This is a genomic window from Pseudomonas sp. GM74, from assembly GCF_000282455.1.
Lineage (GTDB): Bacteria > Pseudomonadota > Gammaproteobacteria > Pseudomonadales > Pseudomonadaceae > Aquipseudomonas.
On record NZ_AKJG01000158.1, the window covers coordinates 1 to 20,202 of the forward strand.

General features: G+C 60.5%; 14 protein-coding genes. 5 read left to right on the forward strand and 9 right to left on the reverse strand.

The window, feature by feature from the left end:
* From PMI34_RS02585 to PMI34_RS02570, 4 genes are all read right to left on the reverse strand, one after another.
* On the reverse strand, window positions 1-1,439 hold a 1,439-nt coding region (locus PMI34_RS02585), incomplete at its 3' end, for a phosphoglucomutase (RefSeq protein WP_008053640.1).
* A 111-nt stretch (window positions 1,440-1,550) separates the two neighbouring features.
* Window positions 1,551-2,951: an aminotransferase-like domain-containing protein gene (locus PMI34_RS02580; protein ID WP_008053641.1), complete on the reverse strand. Its 1,401-nt coding sequence runs from the start codon at window positions 2,949-2,951 to the stop codon at window positions 1,551-1,553.
* Window positions 2,952-2,991: 40 nt separating this feature from the next.
* Window positions 2,992-4,482, reverse strand: a complete 1,491-nt coding sequence (locus tag PMI34_RS02575; RefSeq protein WP_008053642.1) for a hypothetical protein — start codon at window positions 4,480-4,482, stop codon at window positions 2,992-2,994.
* 548 nt (window positions 4,483-5,030) lie between these two features.
* Window positions 5,031-6,053, reverse strand: a complete 1,023-nt coding sequence (locus PMI34_RS02570) for a zinc-dependent alcohol dehydrogenase family protein (RefSeq protein ID WP_008053643.1) — start codon at window positions 6,051-6,053, stop codon at window positions 5,031-5,033.
* Window positions 6,054-6,323: 270 nt separating this feature from the next.
* Here PMI34_RS02570 and PMI34_RS02565 point away from each other — a divergent pair, with 270 nt between their 5' ends.
* A complete protein-coding gene (locus tag PMI34_RS02565) occupies window positions 6,324-7,238 on the forward strand; it encodes a LysR family transcriptional regulator (RefSeq protein WP_008053644.1) in 915 nt (304 codons plus the stop codon).
* 138 nt (window positions 7,239-7,376) lie between these two features.
* On the opposite strand, the gene PMI34_RS02560 is transcribed toward PMI34_RS02565, so the two are convergent.
* Window positions 7,377-8,663: a type II toxin-antitoxin system HipA family toxin gene (locus PMI34_RS02560; protein ID WP_008053645.1), complete on the reverse strand. Its 1,287-nt coding sequence runs from the start codon at window positions 8,661-8,663 to the stop codon at window positions 7,377-7,379.
* A complete protein-coding gene (locus tag PMI34_RS02555) occupies window positions 8,656-8,973 on the reverse strand; it encodes a helix-turn-helix domain-containing protein (RefSeq protein ID WP_008053646.1) in 318 nt (105 codons plus the stop codon). Before PMI34_RS02555 ends, PMI34_RS02560 begins: the two co-directional genes overlap by 8 nt.
* Window positions 8,974-9,469: 496 nt before the next feature.
* Here PMI34_RS02555 and mexE point away from each other — a divergent pair, with 496 nt between their 5' ends.
* From mexE to PMI34_RS02540, 3 genes are read left to right on the forward strand one after another with little or no spacing between them, the layout of a single operon-like run.
* A complete protein-coding gene (mexE, locus tag PMI34_RS02550; protein WP_008053648.1) occupies window positions 9,470-10,723 on the forward strand; it encodes a multidrug efflux RND transporter periplasmic adaptor subunit MexE in 1,254 nt (417 codons plus the stop codon).
* Between the two features lie 12 nt (window positions 10,724-10,735).
* Window positions 10,736-13,915 (forward strand): efflux RND transporter permease subunit, encoded by a 3,180-nt coding sequence (locus PMI34_RS02545; RefSeq protein ID WP_008053649.1) that lies wholly within the window; start codon window positions 10,736-10,738, stop codon window positions 13,913-13,915.
* Window positions 13,915-15,336, forward strand: coding sequence for an efflux transporter outer membrane subunit (locus PMI34_RS02540; RefSeq protein ID WP_008053650.1), 1,422 nt, complete (start codon window positions 13,915-13,917; stop codon window positions 15,334-15,336). Before PMI34_RS02545 ends, PMI34_RS02540 begins: the two co-directional genes overlap by 1 nt.
* Before the next feature lie 211 nt (window positions 15,337-15,547).
* Here the strand turns inward: PMI34_RS02540 and PMI34_RS02535 are convergent, their stop codons facing one another.
* The 3 genes from PMI34_RS02535 to PMI34_RS02525 are packed head-to-tail and all read right to left on the reverse strand — an operon-like array spanning window position 15,548 to window position 18,843.
* Window positions 15,548-16,513, reverse strand: coding sequence for an HlyD family secretion protein (locus PMI34_RS02535; RefSeq protein ID WP_008053651.1), 966 nt, complete (start codon window positions 16,511-16,513; stop codon window positions 15,548-15,550).
* Window positions 16,514-16,517: 4 nt separating this feature from the next.
* Entirely contained in the window at window positions 16,518-16,718 is a 201-nt protein-coding gene (locus PMI34_RS02530) for a DUF1656 domain-containing protein (protein ID WP_032829912.1), read from the reverse strand.
* Window positions 16,708-18,843, reverse strand: a complete 2,136-nt coding sequence (locus tag PMI34_RS02525) for an FUSC family protein (protein ID WP_008053653.1) — start codon at window positions 18,841-18,843, stop codon at window positions 16,708-16,710. The genes PMI34_RS02530 and PMI34_RS02525 overlap by 11 nt, the downstream gene beginning before the upstream one ends.
* Before the next feature lie 214 nt (window positions 18,844-19,057).
* On the opposite strand from PMI34_RS02525, the gene PMI34_RS02520 reads away from it, so the two are divergent.
* On the forward strand, window positions 19,058-20,113 hold the full coding sequence (locus PMI34_RS02520; protein WP_008053654.1) for a tetratricopeptide repeat protein: 1,056 nt from the start codon (window positions 19,058-19,060) through the stop codon (window positions 20,111-20,113).
* The last annotated feature ends 89 nt before the right edge of the window (window positions 20,114-20,202 follow it).

Sequence of the window (20,202 nt, forward strand, 5' to 3'; positions counted from 1 at the left end):
ATCGGCTCGCCCGCCAGTCGGGTCGAGGTAACCTGTTGCGGCGACAACTTGCTCAACAAGGCTTTCTGCTCCGGATTGGCCTTGGCGTCGACCCGTACCGAAAACGGCTCACCCAGTTCGTCGGTCAAGGCACGGTACGCCTGGCTCGGGTCGCGGCCGGTACGGGCGGTCATCTCGGCGGCCAGCAGGGCCGGAATCAAACCGTCCTTGTCGGTGCTCCAGACGCCGCCGTCCTTGCGCAGGAACGAGGCACCGGCGCTTTCTTCGCCGCCAAAACCCAGGGAGCCATCGAACAGGCCGTCAGCAAACCATTTGAAACCGACCGGCACTTCGTACAGGCGACGACCCAGGCGCTTGGCCACTCGATCGATCAAGCCGCTGCTGACCACGGTTTTTCCCACGGCGGCATCGGCACGCCATTGCGGACGGTTCTGGAACAGGTAGTCGATGGCAACGGCGAGATAATTGTTCGGCGCCAGCAAGCCACCAGACGGCGTGACGATGCCATGGCGGTCGTGGTCCGGATCGCAGGCAAACGCCACGTCGAAGCGTTCTTTCAGGCCGATCAGACCTTGCATGGCGTGGCTGGACGATGGGTCCATGCGGATCTGGCCGTCCCAGTCGACGGTCATGAAACGGAAGGTCGGGTCGACCTCTTTGTTCACCACGTCCAGGTCCAGGCGGTAATGCTCGGCAATCGCCGACCAGTAGCGCACCCCTGCTCCACCCAGCGGATCGACACCCAGGCGCAGCTTGGCGTCGCGGATGGCGTCGAAGTCGATCACGTTGATCAGATCGGCGACATAGGTGTTGAGGTAGTCGTGACGATGGGTGGTGCTGGCCTTCAACGCCTGCTCGTAGCTGATGCGCTTGACGCCAGCGAGCTTGTTGGCCAGCAGTTCGTTGGCCTTGGCTTCGATCCACTTGGTGATATGGGTATCGGCCGGGCCACCGTTGGTTGGGTTGTACTTGTAGCCACCGCTTTGCGGCGGGTTGTGGGACGGCGTGATGACAATGCCGTCCGCCAGGCCGCTGGTGCGACCACGGTTGTAGCACAGAATCGCATGGGAAATGGCCGGTGTCGGCGTGTACTCGTCGCCAGCGGCAATCATCACGGTCACGCCGTTGGCCGCCAGTACTTCGAGGGCGCTGGCGCCGGCCGGCGTGGACAGCGCGTGGGTGTCGATACCGACAAACAGCGGGCCATCGATACCTTGAGCTTCGCGGTACAGGCAGATCGCCTGGCTGATCGCCAGCACGTGCCATTCGTTGAAACTCAAGTCAAACGAGCTGCCCCGGTGCCCGGACGTGCCGAAGGCAACGCGCTGGGTCGAAATCGCGGCATCAGGCTGGCCGGTGTAATAGGCCGTTACCAGTCGCGGGATGTCGACCAACAATTCTGCCGGTGCCGGTTTACCCGCAAAAGGACTGAGTGTCATGCAAAACCTCTGGAATAGAGTGGTTCAGGAATTGGGTCGCAGTTTACTGGCAGTTTGACCGCAAGGCGATGGGATCGATCCAACACAGTGGAGGTTGTTATTTTTTGTCACTCACTCGATTGATTCCAGGCGCAGCGCATCCCCCAGCAATCCCAGTGCGGCCGCCAGGTTGTGATCGCCGCCGAAGGTATGGCTCAGGCGCAAATGCTGCCCGTGCAGGCCGTGGAGGCTGAAAAGCTCGCCTGGCGCGATGACCACCTGATGCGCCAACAGGCGCTGGAACACACGACGGACATTGACCCGACGCAACGAGCGCGCCCAGACCGTTGCACCACCTTCTGGCTCGACGAAATGCAAGGCATCTCCCAATCGCTCCTGCAACAGCAGGGTCATTTGACTCTTGCGCTCCTTGAGCAGCCGTCGCAGTACCAGCAGGTGTTGATCGATGCGCCCGCTGCTGTACAAGCGGGCGATGGCTTTCTGGCGAATCGGCGAGAGTCGGAAGGAACGCAGCAGAAAGTGCCGTTGCAGTTCAGCACTCAAATGCCTTGAAAGCAGATAACCGTAGGGCGCCTCAGGCCCGATGATTTTCTCGAACGTGGAAAACACCATTAGCCGTTCAGGGTCCAGCAAGTCTCGAAACCGCACGCAGCCCAGGTCGAATCCAAGTTCGCCATAGCAGTCGTTTTCCAACACCCAACTGTCATGCGCGGCCAGAAGCCGGGCAATGGCCTGCCTGTTATCGTCGGGCGCCAGGCTGCCACGGGGCATGTTCAGGGCCGATGACAGCATCACCAGCCTTACCGGTTCGGTATCGAGCAACATTTCAAGACGTTGCGGATCCAGGCAGGCATCGGTTTGCACAGGCAACTCGATCACCCGCACGCTGGCGGCTTGAAACAAGCGCAGGATCGTCCAGTCGCACGGAGATTCGACCACCACCGTGGCGTCTTTCAAGCCCAGCACGGCGATCAGGATTTCCAGTACGCCGCGAAGGTCAGCGCCGATGTAGACATCATCGGCGTGCCAGTAACGCATGGGCGACGTGGTGTAGCGTGCTGCCAGGGCTGCGCGCAATTCGAGTTCGCCACAAGGTTGCGAAGGCGACTGCGGCTGGCGGGGATACTGACGCAGCAACTCCCGCTCCAGCAGCAACAAAGGACTGTCGAGCGGCTGCAGCAACGCCGGTTCATCGGCGCTCAGGACCAGCACTCCCGGGCGCCTGGCATTGACGTAGACCGCTTCCAGCAAGTCGCTGCCGCTGTCCTGCAGGTTGATCGAGGACACCGGCAACGCGTAGTAACCAGACTTGGCCACTGAATAGACGCGCCCTTCTTTCTCCAGCAGCGAATAGGCGTACTGAATGGTCGAGATCGACACATTGAGGCGCTCCGCCAGGTGCCGCAGCGACGGCAGGCGGATGCGCGAATCCCCTTCAGACTCGTTGATCAGGCTGACCAGGTATCGATAAACCGCCTGATAGGCGAAATCCGTTTCTCGTGGACCTTTCATGGTTGAAGGCCAACCGTTCTGGCTGAAAACCCGCCCACGCTCAGTGACCCGCTGACCATTCATCCTCCAGCGTGATGGCGGCATCAGGATCGCCCGGCGCATTATGCGACGCGGCCCTTTGGATAATTGCTTCGGTCGCCCCGCCACCGCCTGCGGGCGTCCACTCCATGCGGTAAAGCTGGCCAATCAGGCTGACGGGCAATCCGCTGACATCAACCATCCATTGCATGATCTGTTCGGCGACCGGGTGCCCCTGCATGGCCTTGTGCAACTCGGGCATGGCCACCAGCATGCCCGGATGGCACTGACGCAGAAAACGCTCGAGCCCCGCGCCGTTTTCGATAAAGGGCGCAAAAAGCAGGCACACCAGTTGTGCTTCGCTCAGCCCCAGGTTCTTTTGTGTCTCGGCCGCCGCTCGGGCGCGCAACTCGGCCAATGTCGCCGGATTGCCGAAGACCTCGATGGCCTGCTCGCACAATCGCTCGGGCAAGTGCTTGCGACGCATCATCACCAAGGCACCTTGCAGGTATTGCGCAACACCGGATTCGTAATTTCGATTCTGCACGAAGCACGCATGCAACCCTCGGATGTGCGCCGTGATCAACGGGCTGACGAATTCGTTGTCGCTGATCTGCGCGGACAGTTCGTCTGGCTGGAAGCCGAGAAACTCGGTCAACAATGGCCAACGCTCGTCCGGGTTGCTGACCAGCAGGTCGTGAATATCGATGCAGGCCGTACGACGACAGGTCTCGAAGTGCTCTTGCGGACGCCACGGGGCCTGGCCGTAATCGGCGTAGAACGCTTGATAACAGTCGCTGCCCAGCTCATCGAGCAATGCAAACAACCCCGCATAACCGGCCTCGCCCGTGTGGGAAAACTGGAGCCCGGCCTTGGTGGCGGCACGTTTCAAACCCTCGATGAAATGCTTCTGCTGGCGCGGCGTGTCACTGATGAGCAAGGCGTCGACACCACCGTCCCAGCGGGCGATTTGTCCGTAGAACTCGCCTGTGGCCAGATAACCGTCGTCCCACAGGTCGAACCCGCCGCGCCACTCCCGGCGATGGCTGATCAGCAGCAGGTTCAGGCGGCTGGATTCGCGGCCGGCGTCGGAAATCGGCGTCTGGTGGTTGAACGGCAAGACCTCCCGATCATCGACCATCAACACCTCGACCCGGGGATCGTCATAGACAAACAACGCGCTGTTGGTCCGGTGCATGTTTTCCACGGCCGCGCAGTTTGTTCCGTTCAACCGTAACGAGGCGATGCGTAACTGGAATGTCGCCGGTGTCCGCGTGGCGATGGTCAATTGCGCGGCACGCAACAGTGCCAGGGTGTAGCAGTTGTCTCGGGTCCCGGACTGGATCGCCAACACCTTGTAATCGCCAATGCGCTCCATGCCCCCGGCCGCGACTGCCAGGCGCTGAATCAACAATTGCAATGCAGTGCGTTCGGCACGGGAGAAAAAACCCAGCAATCGCTGCAGCACTTGTTGATAGACATAGTTCATCGCTTGGTCATGGATGCTGGTCATCTTTATTTACCTGATACTCGTAAGTTAAATATCGTGCACACAGCAAATCCCGTTGGACTGTCTGCACGAATGGAGTCATTGACTTTATTGCCAAATGCTAACACTTGAATTTTATTGAAAACATCTGAAATGATCGCCACACCCCCTCTTTTCAGCGGCAAATGTGAAGCTGAGGCGCCCGGATGGCAAGGGCTTGTTCGTTTTAAACCAGAGTCCTAGGAAATATCCGACAAGGTCCCACAGACACTTAGCACAAGAAATAAGGAAGGAAGTTGTCGCTGTCTTTTTGGCAACTAAACAACAAACTAATTTTGAGATTTGCACCGATGGCGCACAGTGGAAAGTTTCAGCCTGACACCCAGCCATGACTCATTCCTTGAGATGAAAGTAATCATTCAATTATCAGGGCTTAGTGGCTGATTAGAAGCTACAGATTACGGACAAAAACCAGTTCAGTTGCTGAAGCGGCCTGTGGATCGACGGGGTTCGGGGCGCAAACGAAAGAGTCCGTGTGGGCACGGACTCTTGGAGGGGCTGTTGGGTAAGTGTCAGGCCGGTTCGACCTGCAGCGCGACCCGTTCGCGACACGGGCATTCGTCCATGTAGCGGTGTGCCTCGACAACCTCGGCAAACGGGAAGACCCGAGTCTTGAGCGGCAGCAGCACGCGGTCAGCGGTCAACTGGTTGATATCGCGCAAGGCACGTTGCAGTGCGGCCTGGTCCTGGGTGATGCCCAGCTCCGGCTTGCCCGTGAAGTTGCCGATGCAGTGCACGAAAAACTGAATGTTCTTCTGAAACGCTGCGCAGGCCGGGAAAGGCGTCTGGTTGCCACCTTGCAGGCCGTACAGCACCAGGCTGCCGCGAGGCGCCAGCACGTCGCCCAGCAACGACATCTGCGGACCGCCCAAACCATCGAACACCACGTCCACGCCGCGGTTATCGGTGATTTTGTTGATCCGCATCAGCAGATCTTCTTCCTCGGTAACGATGACTTTTTCGGCACCCAGTGACAGCAGATACTCACGCTCTTCTGCTGACTTGGTTGCGGCAATCACTCGAACACCCAAGGCCTTGCCCAGTTGTACGAACGAAGGTCCGGCGCAATGACTCGCGTCAGTCACCAGGGCGAATTGCCCGGGCTTGACCCGTGCCAGGTCAGCATAAGCGAAATAGGCGACCAACAGCGGCGTGTAATGCACGCTGGCTTCGATCGGGGTAAGTACGTCCGGGTAACGGGTCAGCGACGAGCGCGGCAGTACGATCAGTTCGCCGTAGACCGGATAGTCGTTCGGGCTTTGGGCCGGGAAACTGGCGACCTTGTCACCTATCGCCAGGTCATCGACACCCTCACCGACAGCCGTGACGATACCGGCCATTTCCTGGCCAAGGCCGGAAGGCAGATGGGCGCGGGACGACGCCAGGTTCTGGCGCCAGAGCGTGTCATACCAACTGATGCCGATCGCTTCGACGCGCACCTGCACTTCGCCCGGTGCAGGCAGAGCCGTCGCATGCTCTTCGCATTTGAGCACCTCGGCTGGACCAAACTTGTGAAAACGAATCGTGCGGGACATCACAAACCTCGCCAATTGAACCTCTAATGCCTTGAACTCTAGCTGGGCTTTCAACCCAACACTATCTGTGGCTATTAATAGTCGACATGCCTGTCATTGATTCCGCAGCGGCGGCAACATCGTCAAATGTCGTAAGAAACCGAAGCAGCCTTTGTAGGAAAAACTGAATTACCCGGTGCAGAGTACCAGCCTTTCCCCGTAATATTCCTGCTGGCCATTGTTCTCATATGGCCGCCCACGTCAAGTTTGCTGACTCTGCCAGGACTCCAGATGAATCGTAATGACCTGCGTCGTGTCGACCTGAACCTGTTGATCGTTTTCGAAACATTGATGCACGAGCGCAGCGTGACCCGTGCTGCGGAAAAACTGTTCCTCGGCCAGCCAGCCATCAGTGCGGCGCTCTCGCGCCTGCGCGGTTTGTTCGATGACCCCTTGTTTGTGCGTACAGGCCGCAGCATGGAGCCGTCCGCCAGGGCGGTCGAGATCTTCGCCCTGCTCTCGCCGGCACTGGATTCGATTTCCACCGCCGTCAGCCGTGCGGCCGAGTTCGATCCTGCCACAAGTACCGCCGTGTTCCGCATCGGCCTTTCGGACGACGTCGAGTTCGCCTTGCTGCCCATGCTGCTCAAGCGCCTGCGTGCCGAATCGCCGGGGATTGTTCTGGTGGTGCGTCGGGTCAACTACATCCTGATGCCGGGGTTGCTGGCATCAGGTGAGATATCCATCGGTGTCAGCTACACCACCGACCTGCCGGCCAACGCCAAGCGCAAGGTACTGCGCCGCAGCCAGCCGAAGCTGTTGCGTGCCGACACCGTGCCGGGGCCGTTAAGCCTGGATGATTACTGTGCTCGCCCCCATGCACTGGTGTCGTTCGCCGGCGACCTCAGCGGCTTTATTGACGAAGAACTGGAAAAACTCGGACGCAAGCGGCATGTAGTGCTCGCCGTGCCGCAGTTCAATGGGTTGAGCACTCTGCTCGCGGGCACTGACATCGTGGCGACGGTACCCGATTACACGGCCGATGCACTGACCGCCGCCGGCGGAGTGCGGGCCGAAGATCCGCCGCTGCCGGTGCGCAGTTTCGAGTTGCACATGGCTTGGCGCGGATCGCAGGATAATGATCCGGGGGAGCGCTGGTTGAGGTCGCGGATACAGATGTTTTTTGGCGACCCTGAGAGTCTCTAGCGCCGTCGAGCAGGCTGTTTATCTGATCATTCCTGCCTTTTGATAGACCGAACACCAACATCTTCGACAGCACAGGACCCTACATGCTCGAAGCACACGGCAGCATCGATTATGAGAGTCGCCCGCTCCTCACGATCTTTAACGGCGACCGCTGCCCGCATGACCGCGGTGTAACCGAGCTACGTTCTGATCGATGCGGCCTTGGATCGTGCGCAAGGTGTCTTGAGTAATAGCCCCTGAGCATAGGTTCTCGGCGATGCTTGCAAACCGGCTCGCCACATCACAAATGCCGTCAATCATTGTGCCTGCAACGTCCGGGGGCACCTCGGCTTCCTCGGCAAGCCGAAGCATTTGCGTGCGGGAAATCGACAGGGCTTCCCCCATCACATCCATCTGGTGATATCCACCTGGCCCCTCGCAGAAGGTCACGTCGTAAGCCGGCGACAGTCTCCACTGACCGTCTTGCGACATGATGTAGGCAAAGTTCTTGGGATGATCGTCTCTGTTGTTGAACGCAACATTGAAGACGGCACGTTCGAAGGCCACCGCCATCTCTCGCACGTCGTTGGTACACATCTGTGTTGCCCGCAAGAAGTTGACGTAGTCCAACACCCCCGGAGACCGGTAATTTGCCCCCGTAAAGGCCGCAAGGCTTTGCATGGGTACGCGCAGTCCATCCCGACGGTCAAATCGCTTACTGGCAAACGCCGCCAAGCCATCAGGCAGACTGAAGTACTGCGTGTCAGGGGTCTCGATACCGCACATGCGCAGGCATTCGGCGTAGACCGTTTCGATAGCGCACACCTCGGCATGTTCATCTTTGGCCGGGAATTTAATCAACCATGCTTCAAAGCCCGCCGTGACGGCAGTGGTAAACCGGCCAGTTTCGGGATCGCGATAGACGAGGGCCTTAGGCCTTGCACCTTGAGGCGAGCCGCCCACCAGCAGCAACGTATGCAGGAACTCGCCACCGTCTCCATGGAGTACTTCCTGCACTTCGGCGGCAAGCTGCTCCAGCGGGATGTGGACTTCAGACTCCTGCCCTTCGGGTGCCACTGGCTCAAACGTCATGGCCCCCATTGCATTGCTACCGATGTAGGCCAGCCGTTCCAGTGAGCCAATGCGCGCCGTGGTGAGCCCGCGGCGCCTGAACATACGGTCCATCAGCGACATGCCCCACCCATCCGGCAAGGAGTCGTAAACAGGCCCTGGCAAGTACAGTTGGTGGTCTGGGAAATCTCGGCGCAACTGAGCCCCCTCCAACGGCAGCGTGTAGGAGGAAAGCTCCAAGCCCCTTTGCCTGGCTTCATTGCTGTACTCGAACACGATCAGCGGGCGACCGGTCAGGGCAGTCGTGGAGACCAGCGTGCCCCATTGCAATCGCTCACCCCAGCCCTCGTAGAAGACGTTCACCTGCTCAAGCATTGCCGGACTTCCTCTTGGTACGGAGACGATTGGCGCTGTTTTCGTAGCGCCGAATATCCTCGATGGAGTCCAGCTTTGGCAGGAACAAGCCTTCAAGTTCCTTGGTTCGGCCAAGAGCCATCGCCACCCGAACGACGTTCTCGAATCCGACATTGCGCCCGGCTTCAAGATTGGACACTGTGTTTGTGCCGATGCCGGCACGCCCGGCCAGGTCGGCTTGTGTCATGTCCAGCGCCAAGCGCTCTGTGCGCAAGCGATCGCAGAGGCGCTTGACGACTTCGCTCGGCTTGCTGAAGCTTAAATCCAACATAGTGTGTACCTAGCCCATTCTGTGCCAGTTAGTTCCCAAAATTATAGAATTAACGCATAGCCCTATCAAGCGACTTAATTCCCTGAATCTGTGTCTTATCGCTTAATTTCTGGCTTTAGCCACAATCTACTGGATTTATCTACCATAAAGCTGTTCTTCGGGGATCCGGATAGCCTGGCCTGATCCTGATTGTGTAGAAGGCTGCTGGCCTCTTCGCGGGCAAGCCCGCTCCCACAGGGATTTGGGAACGACGAAGATCTCTGTGGGAGCTTGCTCGCGATGGCCGCGACGCGGTTCCAAGTCTGACTATTGCATCCAATGCAACATACAATTGTCATCAATCCAGTTGATGACGACCGAACGCAAGGCGCAGGCTAGAGGGCTGGCCGGGGTCTTATATCATTCCGGATGATAGTTACCTTCGCCCCATTCGATTCGTGAGATACAAACCCGCCGCGCATCATTCGCCAATCTCAACACATTGGCGGATGCATCCATGGAACAGTCACTCAAACATTTGCGCTTCCCGTTGGCTTTGTTGGCCGTAGTGGTGATCAGCGCGTGCGGCAAGGCCCCGGAAACCGCCGCCAGCATGCCAGCGGCCAAGGTCAGCGTGGCCAAGGTGCTGGAACAACCGGTCAACGAATGGGACGAATTCACCGGCCGCCTCGAAGCGCCGGAAACCGTCGAGATTCGTCCACGGGTCTCCGGCCAGATCGATGAAGTGGCCTTCACTGAAGGCGCCCTGGTCAAGAAAGGCGACCTGCTGTTCCAGATCGACCCGCGTCCGTTCCAGGCAGAGGTCCGCCGCCTCGAAGCCCTGGTTGCACAATCGCGCGCTAACGCCACCCGTAGCGAAAACGAAGCCCAGCGCGGTGAGCGCCTGCGCACCAGCAACGCCATTTCCGCAGAGCTCGCCGATTCGCGTACCAGCGCTGCCCAGGAAGCCCGCGCCGCCGTCGGTGCTCTTCAGGCACAGCTGGACCTGGCCAAGCTGAACCTGAGCTTCACCCGCGTGACGGCTCCAATCACCGGCCGCGTCAGCCGTGCTGAAATCACCGCCGGCAACCTCGTCACCGCCGATACCACCCCGCTGACCAGCTTGGTCTCCACCGACAAGGTGTACGCCTACTTCGACGCGGACGAGCGCGTGTTTCTCAAGTACACCGAGCTCGCTCGCCAGGGCAAGCGAGGCGCCACCACCCCGGTCTACATGGGCCTGTCCAACGAGGACGGCAACCCGCACCAGGGCGTGATGAACTTCGTCGACAACCAGGTCAACCCGAAGACCGGCACCATCCGTGGTCGCGCCGTGTTCGACAACAGCGATGGCAGCTACACCCCCGGTCTCTATGCACGCCTGAAACTGGTGGGTAGCGGCACCTACAGCGCCATGCTGATCAACGATGAAGCTGTCGGTACCGACCTGGGCAAGAAGTTCGTGCTGGTGATGGATGCCGACAACAAGACCGCCTACCGCGCGGTGGAACTGGGTCCGAAGATCGAAGGCCTGCGTATCGTGCGCAACGGCCTGAACAAGGACGACACCATCATCGTCAAGGGCCTGCAACGGGTACGCCCTGGCTCACCGGTCACCCCTGAAGTGATTCCGATGGCCAGTGAACAGACCCTCGCGGCACTCGCACAACAACGCCAAGCGCTGGAAGCCAGCAACCTGCCCCAAGTCGCGCCTGCCAAGGTTGCGCCAGGTACGGCAGTGAAACTGGCTGCCACGACCCCACGCGGTTAAGGGATTTTTACGATGAATTTTTCCCAATTCTTCATTTCGCGGCCGATCTTCGCAGCGGTTCTTTCGCTGCTGATCCTGATCGCCGGTGCGATCTCGCTGTTCCAGTTGCCGATCAGCGAATACCCGGAAGTGGTGCCGCCGACTGTTGTGGTCCGCGCCAACTTCCCGGGCGCCAACCCCAAGGTCATCGGCGAAACCGTGGCCGCGCCCCTGGAGCAAGCCATCACCGGCGTCGAGAACATGTTGTACATGTCCTCGCAATCCACCGCTGACGGCAAGATCACCCTGACCATCACCTTTGCCCTGGGTACTGACCTGGACAACGCCCAGGTACAGGTGCAAAACCGTGTGACCCGTACCGAGCCGAAGCTTCCCGAGGAAGTGACACGCATCGGTATCACCGTGGACAAGGCGTCGCCCGACCTGACGATGGTGGTGCACTTGACCTCGCCGGACAAACGCTACGACATGCTCTATCTGTCCAACTACGCGATCCTGAATATCAAGGATGAGTTGGCGCGGCTGGGCGGTGTCGGTGACGTGCAACTGTTCGGTATGGGCGACTACTCGCTGCGTGTCTGGCTCGATCCGAACAAGACCGCTTCGCGCAACCTGACCGCCACCGATGTGGTCACCGCGATTCGTGAACAGAACCGCCAGGTGGCGGCCGGTGCCTTGGGTGCGCCCCCTGCCCCGAATGCCCAGAGTTTCCAGTTATCGGTCAACACTCAGGGCCGTCTGGTCAATGAGGAAGAGTTCGAAAACATCATCATTCGCTCCGGCGACAACGGTGAAATCACTCGTCTGAAAGACATCGCTCGAGTGGAGCTAGGCTCCAGCCAATATGCCCTGCGCTCCCTGTTGAACAACCAGCCGGCAGTGGCGATCCCGATCTTCCAGCGTCCGGGTTCCAACGCCATCGAAATCTCCAACGAAGTCCGGGAGAAAATGGCCGAGCTGAAGAAGACCTTCCCCGAAGGCATGGACTTCAGCATCGTCTATGACCCGACGATCTTCGTGCGCGGCTCCATCGAGGCGGTGGTTCACACCCTCTTCGAAGCGTTGATCCTCGTGGTGCTGGTGGTGATCCTGTTCCTGCAGACCTGGCGCGCCTCGATCATTCCATTGGTCGCTGTGCCGGTATCGCTGATCGGTACCTTCGCCGTGATGCATCTGTTCGGTTTCTCGCTCAACGCCTTGTCGCTGTTCGGCCTGGTACTGGCGATCGGTATCGTGGTGGACGACGCCATCGTCGTGGTGGAGAACGTCGAGCGGAACATCGAACTCGGATTGACCCCGGTCGAAGCCACCAAACGCGCCATGCGTGAAGTGACCGGTCCCATCATTGCCACGGCGCTGGTGCTGTGTGCGGTGTTTGTTCCGGCGGCGTTCATTTCCGGCCTGACTGGCCAGTTCTACAAGCAGTTCGCCCTGACCATCGCGATTTCCACGGTGATCTCGGCCTTCAACTCCCTGACCCTGTCGCCGGCCCTGGCCGCCGTATTGCTCAAGGGCCATGACGCACCGAAAGACCGGTTCTCCAGGGTGCTGGACAAGATTTTCGGTGGCTGGTTGTTCCGTCCGTTCAACCGCTTCTTTGAAAAGGCCAGCCATGGTTACGTCGGCACCGTTGCCCGCGTGATCCGTTCAAGCGGTATCGCCCTGCTGTTGTACGCAGGCTTGATGGTCCTGACCTTCTTCGGTTTCTCCAGCACCCCGACCGGTTTCGTGCCCGGCCAGGACAAGCAATACCTGGTGGCCTTCGCGCAACTGCCGGACGCCTCGAGCCTTGACCGCACCGAAGACGTGATCAAGCGCATGTCCGACCTGGCGCTGAAACAACCCGGCGTGGAAAGTGCCGTGGCGTTCCCGGGCCTGTCGATCAACGGTTTCACCAACAGCCCGAACGCCGGCATCGTGTTCGTGACCCTCAAACCGTTCGACGAGCGTAAAGACCCGAGCATGTCCGCCGGTGCGATTGCCGGTGCCTTGAACGGCCAGTACGCGAACATCCAGGAAGCCTACATGGCGATCTTCCCGCCGCCGCCGGTACAAGGCCTGGGCACCATCGGTGGTTTCCGCCTGCAGATCGAAGACCGGGGCAACCTGGGCTACGAAGAACTGTACAAGGAAACCATGAACATCATTGCCAAGAGCCACAGCGTGCCGGAACTGGCCGGTCTGTTCACCAGCTACACGGTGAACGTGCCGCAGGTCGATGCTGCCATCGACCGGGAAAAAGCCAAGACCCACGGCGTGGCCGTCAGCGACATCTTCGACACCCTGCAGATCTACCTGGGTTCGCTGTATGCCAACGACTTCAACCGCTTCGGTCGCACCTATCAGGTCAACGTCCAGGCCGAACAACAGTTCCGCCTCGAGTCTGACCAGATCGGCCAGCTGAAAGTGCGCAACAACAAGGGCGAGATGATCCCGCTGGCGACCTTCATCAAGGTCAGCGACACCTCGGGCCCCGACCGCGTGATGCACTACAACGGCTTCATCACCGCTGAAATCAACGGTGCGGCGGCCCCCGGCTACAGCTCCGGCCAGGCCGAAAAAGCCATCGAGAAGCTGCTCAAGGAAGAACTGCCCAACGGCATGACCTACGAATGGACCGACCTGACCTACCAGCAGATTCTGTCCGGCAACACCGCGCTGTTCGTGTTCCCGCTCTGTGTGCTGCTGGCGTTCCTGGTACTGGCGGCTCAGTACGAAAGCTGGAGCCTGCCACTGGCGGTGATCCTGATCGTACCGATGACCCTGCTGTCGGCTATCACCGGTGTGATCGCTTCCGGTGGCGACAACAACATCTTTACCCAGATCGGTCTGATCGTATTGGTGGGGCTTGCCTGTAAGAACGCGATCCTGATCGTCGAGTTCGCCAAGGACAAACAGCTGGAAGGCCTCAACCCACTGGCGGCGGTCCTGGAAGCCTGCCGCCTGCGTCTGCGGCCGATCCTGATGACCTCCTTCGCGTTCATCATGGGTGTTGTGCCTCTGGTGTTCTCCAGCGGTGCCGGTGCCGAGATGCGTCATGCGATGGGTGTGGCGGTGTTCTCCGGGATGCTCGGAGTGACCTTCTTCGGTCTGTTGCTGACGCCGGTGTTCTACGTACTGATCCGTAACTTTGTCGAGCGCGGCCAGGCACGCAAAGCTGCCAAGGCCACCCTGAAGCTGGAGTCGCATTGATGAGTTTGAAAGCCTTCCTGCCGAGCCTGCTGGTGCTGGCCCTGAGTGCCTGTGCCGTAGGTCCGGACTACAAGACGCCAACGACGGAGGCGGCCAACATCACGGCCGTCACCGATGGCGCCGCCGGCCAAAAGAATTTTGACCGTTCGCGTTTCGAAGGCATCTGGTGGCAGCAGTTCGATGACCCGACCCTCAACCAGCTGGTGACAAAATCCCTGCAAGGCAACCGTGATCTGCGCGTCGCCTTCGCCCGCTGGAAAGCCGCACGGGCGATCCGCGATGACGTCAGCAACGACGCCATGCCGACCATCACCAGCCGCGTCAGCAGTGACTTGGGCAAAGGCCAGATTCCGGGCCAGACCACCGACCGGGTCAACAGCGAGCGCTATGATCTGGGCCTGGACATGGCCTGGGAAATCGACTTGTTCGGTCGCATCCAGCGCAATCTGGAGTCGGCCAACGCCGAGCAACAGGCGTTCGAGGCAGACCTGTACCAACTGCAAGTCACCATGATTGCCGAACTGGTGGATTCCTACGGCCAACTGCGCGGCGCGCAACTGCGGGAGAAAATCGCCCTGGCCAACCTGGAGAACCAGCAGGAGTCGCGCAAGATCACCATCAGCCTGCGTGATGCCGGTGTTGGCGATCAGCTCGATGTGGAGCGCGCCGATGCGCGACTGGCGTCGGTCGAAGCCAGCGTTCCGCAATTGCAGGCCGAACAGGTCCGGCAGAAAAACCGCATCGCCACCCTGCTGGGTGAACGCCCGGACAAGCTGACCGTGGACCTGAGCCCGAAAGACCTGCCGGCGATTGCCAAGGCCCTGCCGATCGGTGATCCGGGTGAACTGCTGCAACGCCGGCCGGACATTCGCAGTGCCGAACGCCAACTGGCCTCGGCCACCGCGCGGATCGGCGTGGCCAAGGCCGATCTGTTCCCACGGGTCAGCCTCAGCGGCTTCCTCGGCTGGACGGCCGGGCGCGGTTCGCAGATCGGTTCCTCGGCGGCCAACGCCTGGGCACTGGGCCCGAGCATCACCTGGGCGGCGTTTGACCTGGGCAGTGTGAAGGCCCGTTTGCGCGGCGCCGACGCCGATGCCGAAGGCGCCCTGGCGACTTACGAGCAGCAAGTGTTGCTGGCCCTGGAAGAATCGGAAAACGCCTTCAGCGACTACGGCAAACGCCAACAGCGCCTGATCTCGCTGATTCGTCAGAGCGAGTCCAGCCGCTCGGCCGCCGACCTGGCGCAGATCCGCTACCGCGAAGGCACCGCCGATTTCCTCGTGTTGCTCGACGCCCAGCGTGAACGCCTGGCCGCCGAAGACACCCAGGCCCAAGCTGAAGTCGACCTGTATCGCGGCATCGTCGCAATCTACAAGGCCCTCGGTGGCGGCTGGCAGCCGGAGACGGTCGCCAGCAAGTAATACGGTTCTGAAGCGCTCCTTTGGTTGGCCGCAACCAACCAGTTCCTTAGCCCCGCGTCTCATTCGGTCGCGGGGCTTTTTTTGCCTTGACACAATACTGGAACCACCACAGTTCCCTGTGGGGGCGGGCTTGCTCGCGAAGGCGGTGCGTCAGTAAACATATGCATTGCCTGACACACCGCCTCCGCGAGCAAGCCCGCTCCCACAAGGGTTAGCGGTGATCTTCAGTCCGATGGTTTTCCTGGACGGTCACGGTGGCCGTGGTCCCGGCCCTCAGGTTGTTTTTACCGGCATAGTCAGCATCGATCTCGATCCGCACCGGCACCCGTTGCGCCAGTTTGACCCAGGTGTAACTGGGGTTGATGCTGGCCAGCAGGCGGCCTCCCGGCAGGTTTTCCCGGTCGGCAATGGCGAAGGCAATGCTCTGCACTTTGCCGCCGAACGTTTCGCCGCTCATCAACTCGATCCTGACCCGGTCGCCCTCCCCGATCCGCGGCAACTTGGTTTCTTCGAAGTAACCGCTGACATAGAACGATTCGCTGTCCACCAGCGCCAGCAAGGGACCGCCGGCCGAGGCGTAGTCGCCCTCCCGGGTCAGCAGATTGGTGACATAGCCGGTCACCGGGGAGACGACATGGGTACGCTGCAAGTCGAGCTCGGACTGGGTCAAGGCCGCAATAGCCAGTTGCACGTTGGCCTGGGCCAACACCAGATTGGCCTGGTTACGCAGCAAGTCGGCCTGGGCCACCGACACATCGGTGTTGGCCTTTTCCCACTCTTCACCGGAAATCGCCGAGCGATCCTTGAGCGTGCGTCGCCGTTGCTCCTCGCTTTGACGTTGTTTGAGCAATGCTTCGCTGGCGATGATGGCCGCCTGGGCCTGCCCCAGCGAGGCCTTCGCCACCTCCACCGCGCGCCTGGCATGCTCCACTGCCAGGGTGTAGCGCGCCGGATCGATCTCCAGCAGCGCCTGGCCTTTGTTCACATGCTGGTTGTCCTGCACGGCCAGGCTGACGATGCGCCCCGAAACGTCGGCGGACAAGGTCACCACATCGGCACGCACCCGGGCATCCCGGGTCCAGGGCGCGCGGGTGTAATGCTCCCAGGCGAACCAGCCCAGGATGAACGCCAGCAGTACCACCGCTACCGTCGAGAGTCGGGAAAGGATGTTCTTCATGGCATCAGGCTCCCATGACCAGAATCAACGTGGCGCAGACGCAGGCGTACAGCGCGCCTTCGAACAACGCCTCGTGCCAGACAAACTGCAGCACGCCGAGGCGCCGCAACGTCCAGTCCAGCAGCAGGAAAATCGGCAAGCCCAGCAGCAGCGCCTGGGCAATCGGGGGCAGATAGGCGCCACCTACTTCCAGATCAATGGGCAAGGACGGGGTCTCCTTCATCGCCTGAGGGTTGAAAGTAGCCGCGATAGCGTTCGACGAACGACACAACGATCAACAGCGCCACACGCATGCGGAACACCGACCACAAGTGCTCATGGGCATCGGTGTGCAGAGCATCCAGATCGTCACCCAGGGTGTGCAGGCTATCAAGCACCTGTGCCACTTCGATCCCGGGCCGGCCGGCGACCAGCCTTCCCGTTTCCCGGACCGTCGAAAACAGGCGACTTTGCACGTCAGGGCTCAGCAGTGCGTTGTTCTGCCCCTGCTGCCTGAGCTGATTCAAGGCAATACCCAGTGCCATGCAGGCCAGGCTGACTTGAAACAGCTCGCGCGATTGTGGCTCCCGGGTCGCAGGCAGCAACCCCAGCATCATGGTCAGGCGATCAACCATGCGGCTCTCGAAGGCAAACTGCTGTTCATCGGTCGCCGAGGTTTTCAGCAAGGCGTACACCTGCTCGCCACTCTCTTTGTGGAGCCGGCGCATGCGCAAGTCCGGCATGAACGGAAAGATCAGCGCGTAGACACTCAACGCCAGCACGGTCGCGCAGGTATAAGCCCCGGCAAACTCGAACCACTGGATGGCGGTGTTTTGCCCAATCCCCACGTTCAACGGGCCAAGCAACAAAAACGTCGTGAGCCCCAAGCCAATGCCGGTACCCGTGGTGGGCGGACTGGCGAGCCCCACCGCTACGGCATAGAGCAAGGGCGCCAGCAGCAAGGCAAGCATCTCGAAATTGCTGATCATGGGAACCAACATGAACTGAAGGAGCGCCGAGGCCACCAGTGCCAGTCCGAATCCCCGGGCATAGCTTTGAACCGCCAGCAGCGGCCGGGGAAACGTCGACATCAGCGAGCACAGGATGCCCAACAGCACCATCGCGCCTCGGGCACCGTCCCAACCGGTTTCGATCCAGATCAGGCCGGCGATCAACAGCGCGGAAAAGGCCCGGACGGCGTTCATGGTCGCCAGGGTGAAGTCCAGGTGCAGCGGATTTTCCCGCCCGCGATACACGCTACTGGCCGGCCGCCCGCTCTGGATGGCATCGCTCAATTCAAGAATCTGCTCAAGCTGCTGCAACAGGCGCGCCTGCTCCCAGCGCAGCGACCAGGCCAGAGAACGCAAGGTGGCCGGCAGCGGCTCGGTCAATTGTTCGGCCCTGTAGGCCAGCTCATCAAAGCGTTGTTGCAGCGAGGTGAAATGGTGGCGCTTTTCACTGGACAGCGAACGCCCCTCCCGCGCCAGTTCATCGAGAAAGGCCAGTTCATCGGCGCGCAGCCGTTGAATTTCTTCGGGCAACTCGCCTTCCCAGCGCTCGGTCAACAACAACCGCTGGTGGCGCAAGGCGGTCAGCCGCGCGGTCAAGAGCACCAATTGGTTGCCCAACAGTTGCACCAGACCGTTGGCGCTGCGTAACCGTGGCGCATCGTAGTACATGTGCCGGCGCACGCCCTCCAGGCCACTGATCTGACCCAACAGCTGCATTTGCCGGTGCTGGAAGTCGGCTTCGCTCTCTTCGGTGCGGATGACGGCGCTGGCATGGGTGGCCAGCAACCGGGTGATTTGATCGATCCTGGCAAAGTAATCCCGGGCCACGGCCCCCGGCCTGGCGGTGAGCAGGCTGACCACGCACACGCAGGCAACCGCCAGCAAGGTTTCGGTGAGGCGGGTCACCGCCAGCAAGAAGGTGCCGTCCTGATCGGGAATCGCCAGCAACGCGATGACCACGGCGGTGTAGCCACTGAGTACGAATGCCCCGGAACTGGTGTAGCGCAACAGCGTGCCACCGGCGGTGCACAGCGCCAGCCACAGGGCCAGGGTGGTGATGAAAGGCAACGGTGCCTGGGGAAATATCGCCATGATTGCCACCGCTACGACCGCCCCCATGGTGGTGCCGATGACTTGACCAAAACTGCGGGCCAGCACCATGCCGCCCAGTGGCTGGCTGATGATGACCACGGCCATGATCGACCATTTGGGCTGGTCCAGATCGAACAAAAACGCCAGGTACAGGGTCAACAACCCGGCCGCGATGGTTCGCAGGGCAAACAGCAACACCCCGGGCCCGGGGTTGAGCATGGCCTTGAAGTACTGCAACAACCCTTGCATGGGAACACTCGTCGAAACACCTCCAGCAAGCGTAGTCACTGCCGCAGTGCCTCGACAGGTTTTGCTGTCGACGCAGCTTGCCGGTCCATTGATTGTCGGCTGAAAGGCTGTTCAACGGTTTGAATCGCGCGAGAACGTCGTCAAGGTTTGACTCAAGGCCGTGGCTGACCGAAGCTGGCGCTTTTGCAATAGCTTGCCAGCTTCCGGATTCTGCATGCCCAAGTCCCGCCGCATTCTGTTTATCAGCGCCTTCGCCCTGCTCGTCATCGGCCTTGCGTGGTTTTCCCTGCGCGATACCACCCCGGTGGTTCCCGAAGCCATCCAGCATGGCTACAGCGAAGCGCTGGCGGCTGCCCGGGCCGGTCAACCGGGTGCCGCGCGGGTGCTCTATCAGCAATTGGCCCGTCCGGACCTGTCCCCCAAACGTCGTATCTGGTTGCATGCCGAGCTGCCCAACTATCCAAGCTCGGTGGCCCTGAAGCTGGCGGATGCCGACTTGCAGAACGAGTCGCCCGACGTGCGTATCGCGGCGATCAGGAGCATCAGTGGCCTGGTACCGAACGGCCAGCGCAGTCTGCTGCTGGGGCCATTGCTCGATGACAGCGAACAAAGCGTGCGGCTGGCGGCGATCAACGCGCTGTTGGGGTTGTCCCCGGATGACCTGGGTTTGTATTTCGGGCCTCTGGAACAAGCGATCGATGCCTGGGAGCAAGTGCTCAAGAGCGAGCCGCAAAGCGCCGAGAACCAATACCAACTGGCCCGGCTGCACCTGCACAATGCCGAACTCAAGGAGGCGCAACAGGCGCTGGACAACACCCTGCGCCTGGCGCCGGACAATCTGCCGGCGCTGGTGCTGCAAATCGAGGTGCTGGATAAACAGGGCCAGAACGACGCCGCCCGGCAACTGTTGGCCAGGCAACTGCAAGCACAGCCCAACTCGGCCTACCTGCAACACGCTCTGGGGCTGTGGCTGCTGCATCACGAGCAAAGCGAATTCGCCCTGCTCGGCCTGTCCAAGGCCGTTGAACTTGAGCCCAATAACCGGGATTACCGCTACGACCTGGCCACCACGCTGCACGGTGAGCAGGAACTCGAAGCGGCACAGAAACAGTTACAGGAAGTCGTTCAGCGCCATCCGAACGATCGCAAGGCCCGGGTGCTGCTGATCAATTACTGGAAGGAAAGCGGGCAGTTGCAGAACGTGCAGATCCTGTTGGCCCAACTCGAACAGATGAACCCCGATGATCCGGCGTTGCAACAAGGGCTATGACCCCTGACTGAAATTCCGTTGAACCGTCGTCCTGGCCAGGGGGCAAGTGTCCAGTTAGCCCGTTGCGGCGGTGCGCGCAGGGATGATCA

What these genes read in the sequence shown, in the direction of transcription:
- PMI34_RS02580 (WP_008053641.1), bottom strand. Translation starts at nt 2,951, where the DNA reads ATGAAAGGTCCACGAGAAACGGATTTCGCCTATCAGGCGGTTTATCGA.
- PMI34_RS02560 (WP_008053645.1), bottom strand. Translation starts at nt 8,663, where the DNA reads ATGCTTGAGCAGGTGAACGTCTTCTACGAGGGCTGGGGTGAGCGATTG.
- PMI34_RS02535 (WP_008053651.1), bottom strand. Translation starts at nt 16,513, where the DNA reads ATGAAGAACATCCTTTCCCGACTCTCGACGGTAGCGGTGGTACTGCTG.
- PMI34_RS02555 (WP_008053646.1), bottom strand. Translation starts at nt 8,973, where the DNA reads ATGTTGGATTTAAGCTTCAGCAAGCCGAGCGAAGTCGTCAAGCGCCTC.
- PMI34_RS02545 (WP_008053649.1), top strand. Translation starts at nt 10,736, where the DNA reads ATGAATTTTTCCCAATTCTTCATTTCGCGGCCGATCTTCGCAGCGGTT.
- PMI34_RS02565 (WP_008053644.1), top strand. Translation starts at nt 6,324, where the DNA reads ATGAATCGTAATGACCTGCGTCGTGTCGACCTGAACCTGTTGATCGTT.
- PMI34_RS02520 (WP_008053654.1), top strand. Translation starts at nt 19,058, where the DNA reads ATGCCCAAGTCCCGCCGCATTCTGTTTATCAGCGCCTTCGCCCTGCTC.
- PMI34_RS02575 (WP_008053642.1), bottom strand. Translation starts at nt 4,482, where the DNA reads ATGACCAGCATCCATGACCAAGCGATGAACTATGTCTATCAACAAGTG.
- PMI34_RS02570 (WP_008053643.1), bottom strand. Translation starts at nt 6,053, where the DNA reads ATGTCCCGCACGATTCGTTTTCACAAGTTTGGTCCAGCCGAGGTGCTC.
- PMI34_RS02525 (WP_008053653.1), bottom strand. Translation starts at nt 18,843, where the DNA reads ATGCAAGGGTTGTTGCAGTACTTCAAGGCCATGCTCAACCCCGGGCCC.
- mexE (WP_008053648.1), top strand. Translation starts at nt 9,470, where the DNA reads ATGGAACAGTCACTCAAACATTTGCGCTTCCCGTTGGCTTTGTTGGCC.
- PMI34_RS02540 (WP_008053650.1), top strand. Translation starts at nt 13,915, where the DNA reads ATGAGTTTGAAAGCCTTCCTGCCGAGCCTGCTGGTGCTGGCCCTGAGT.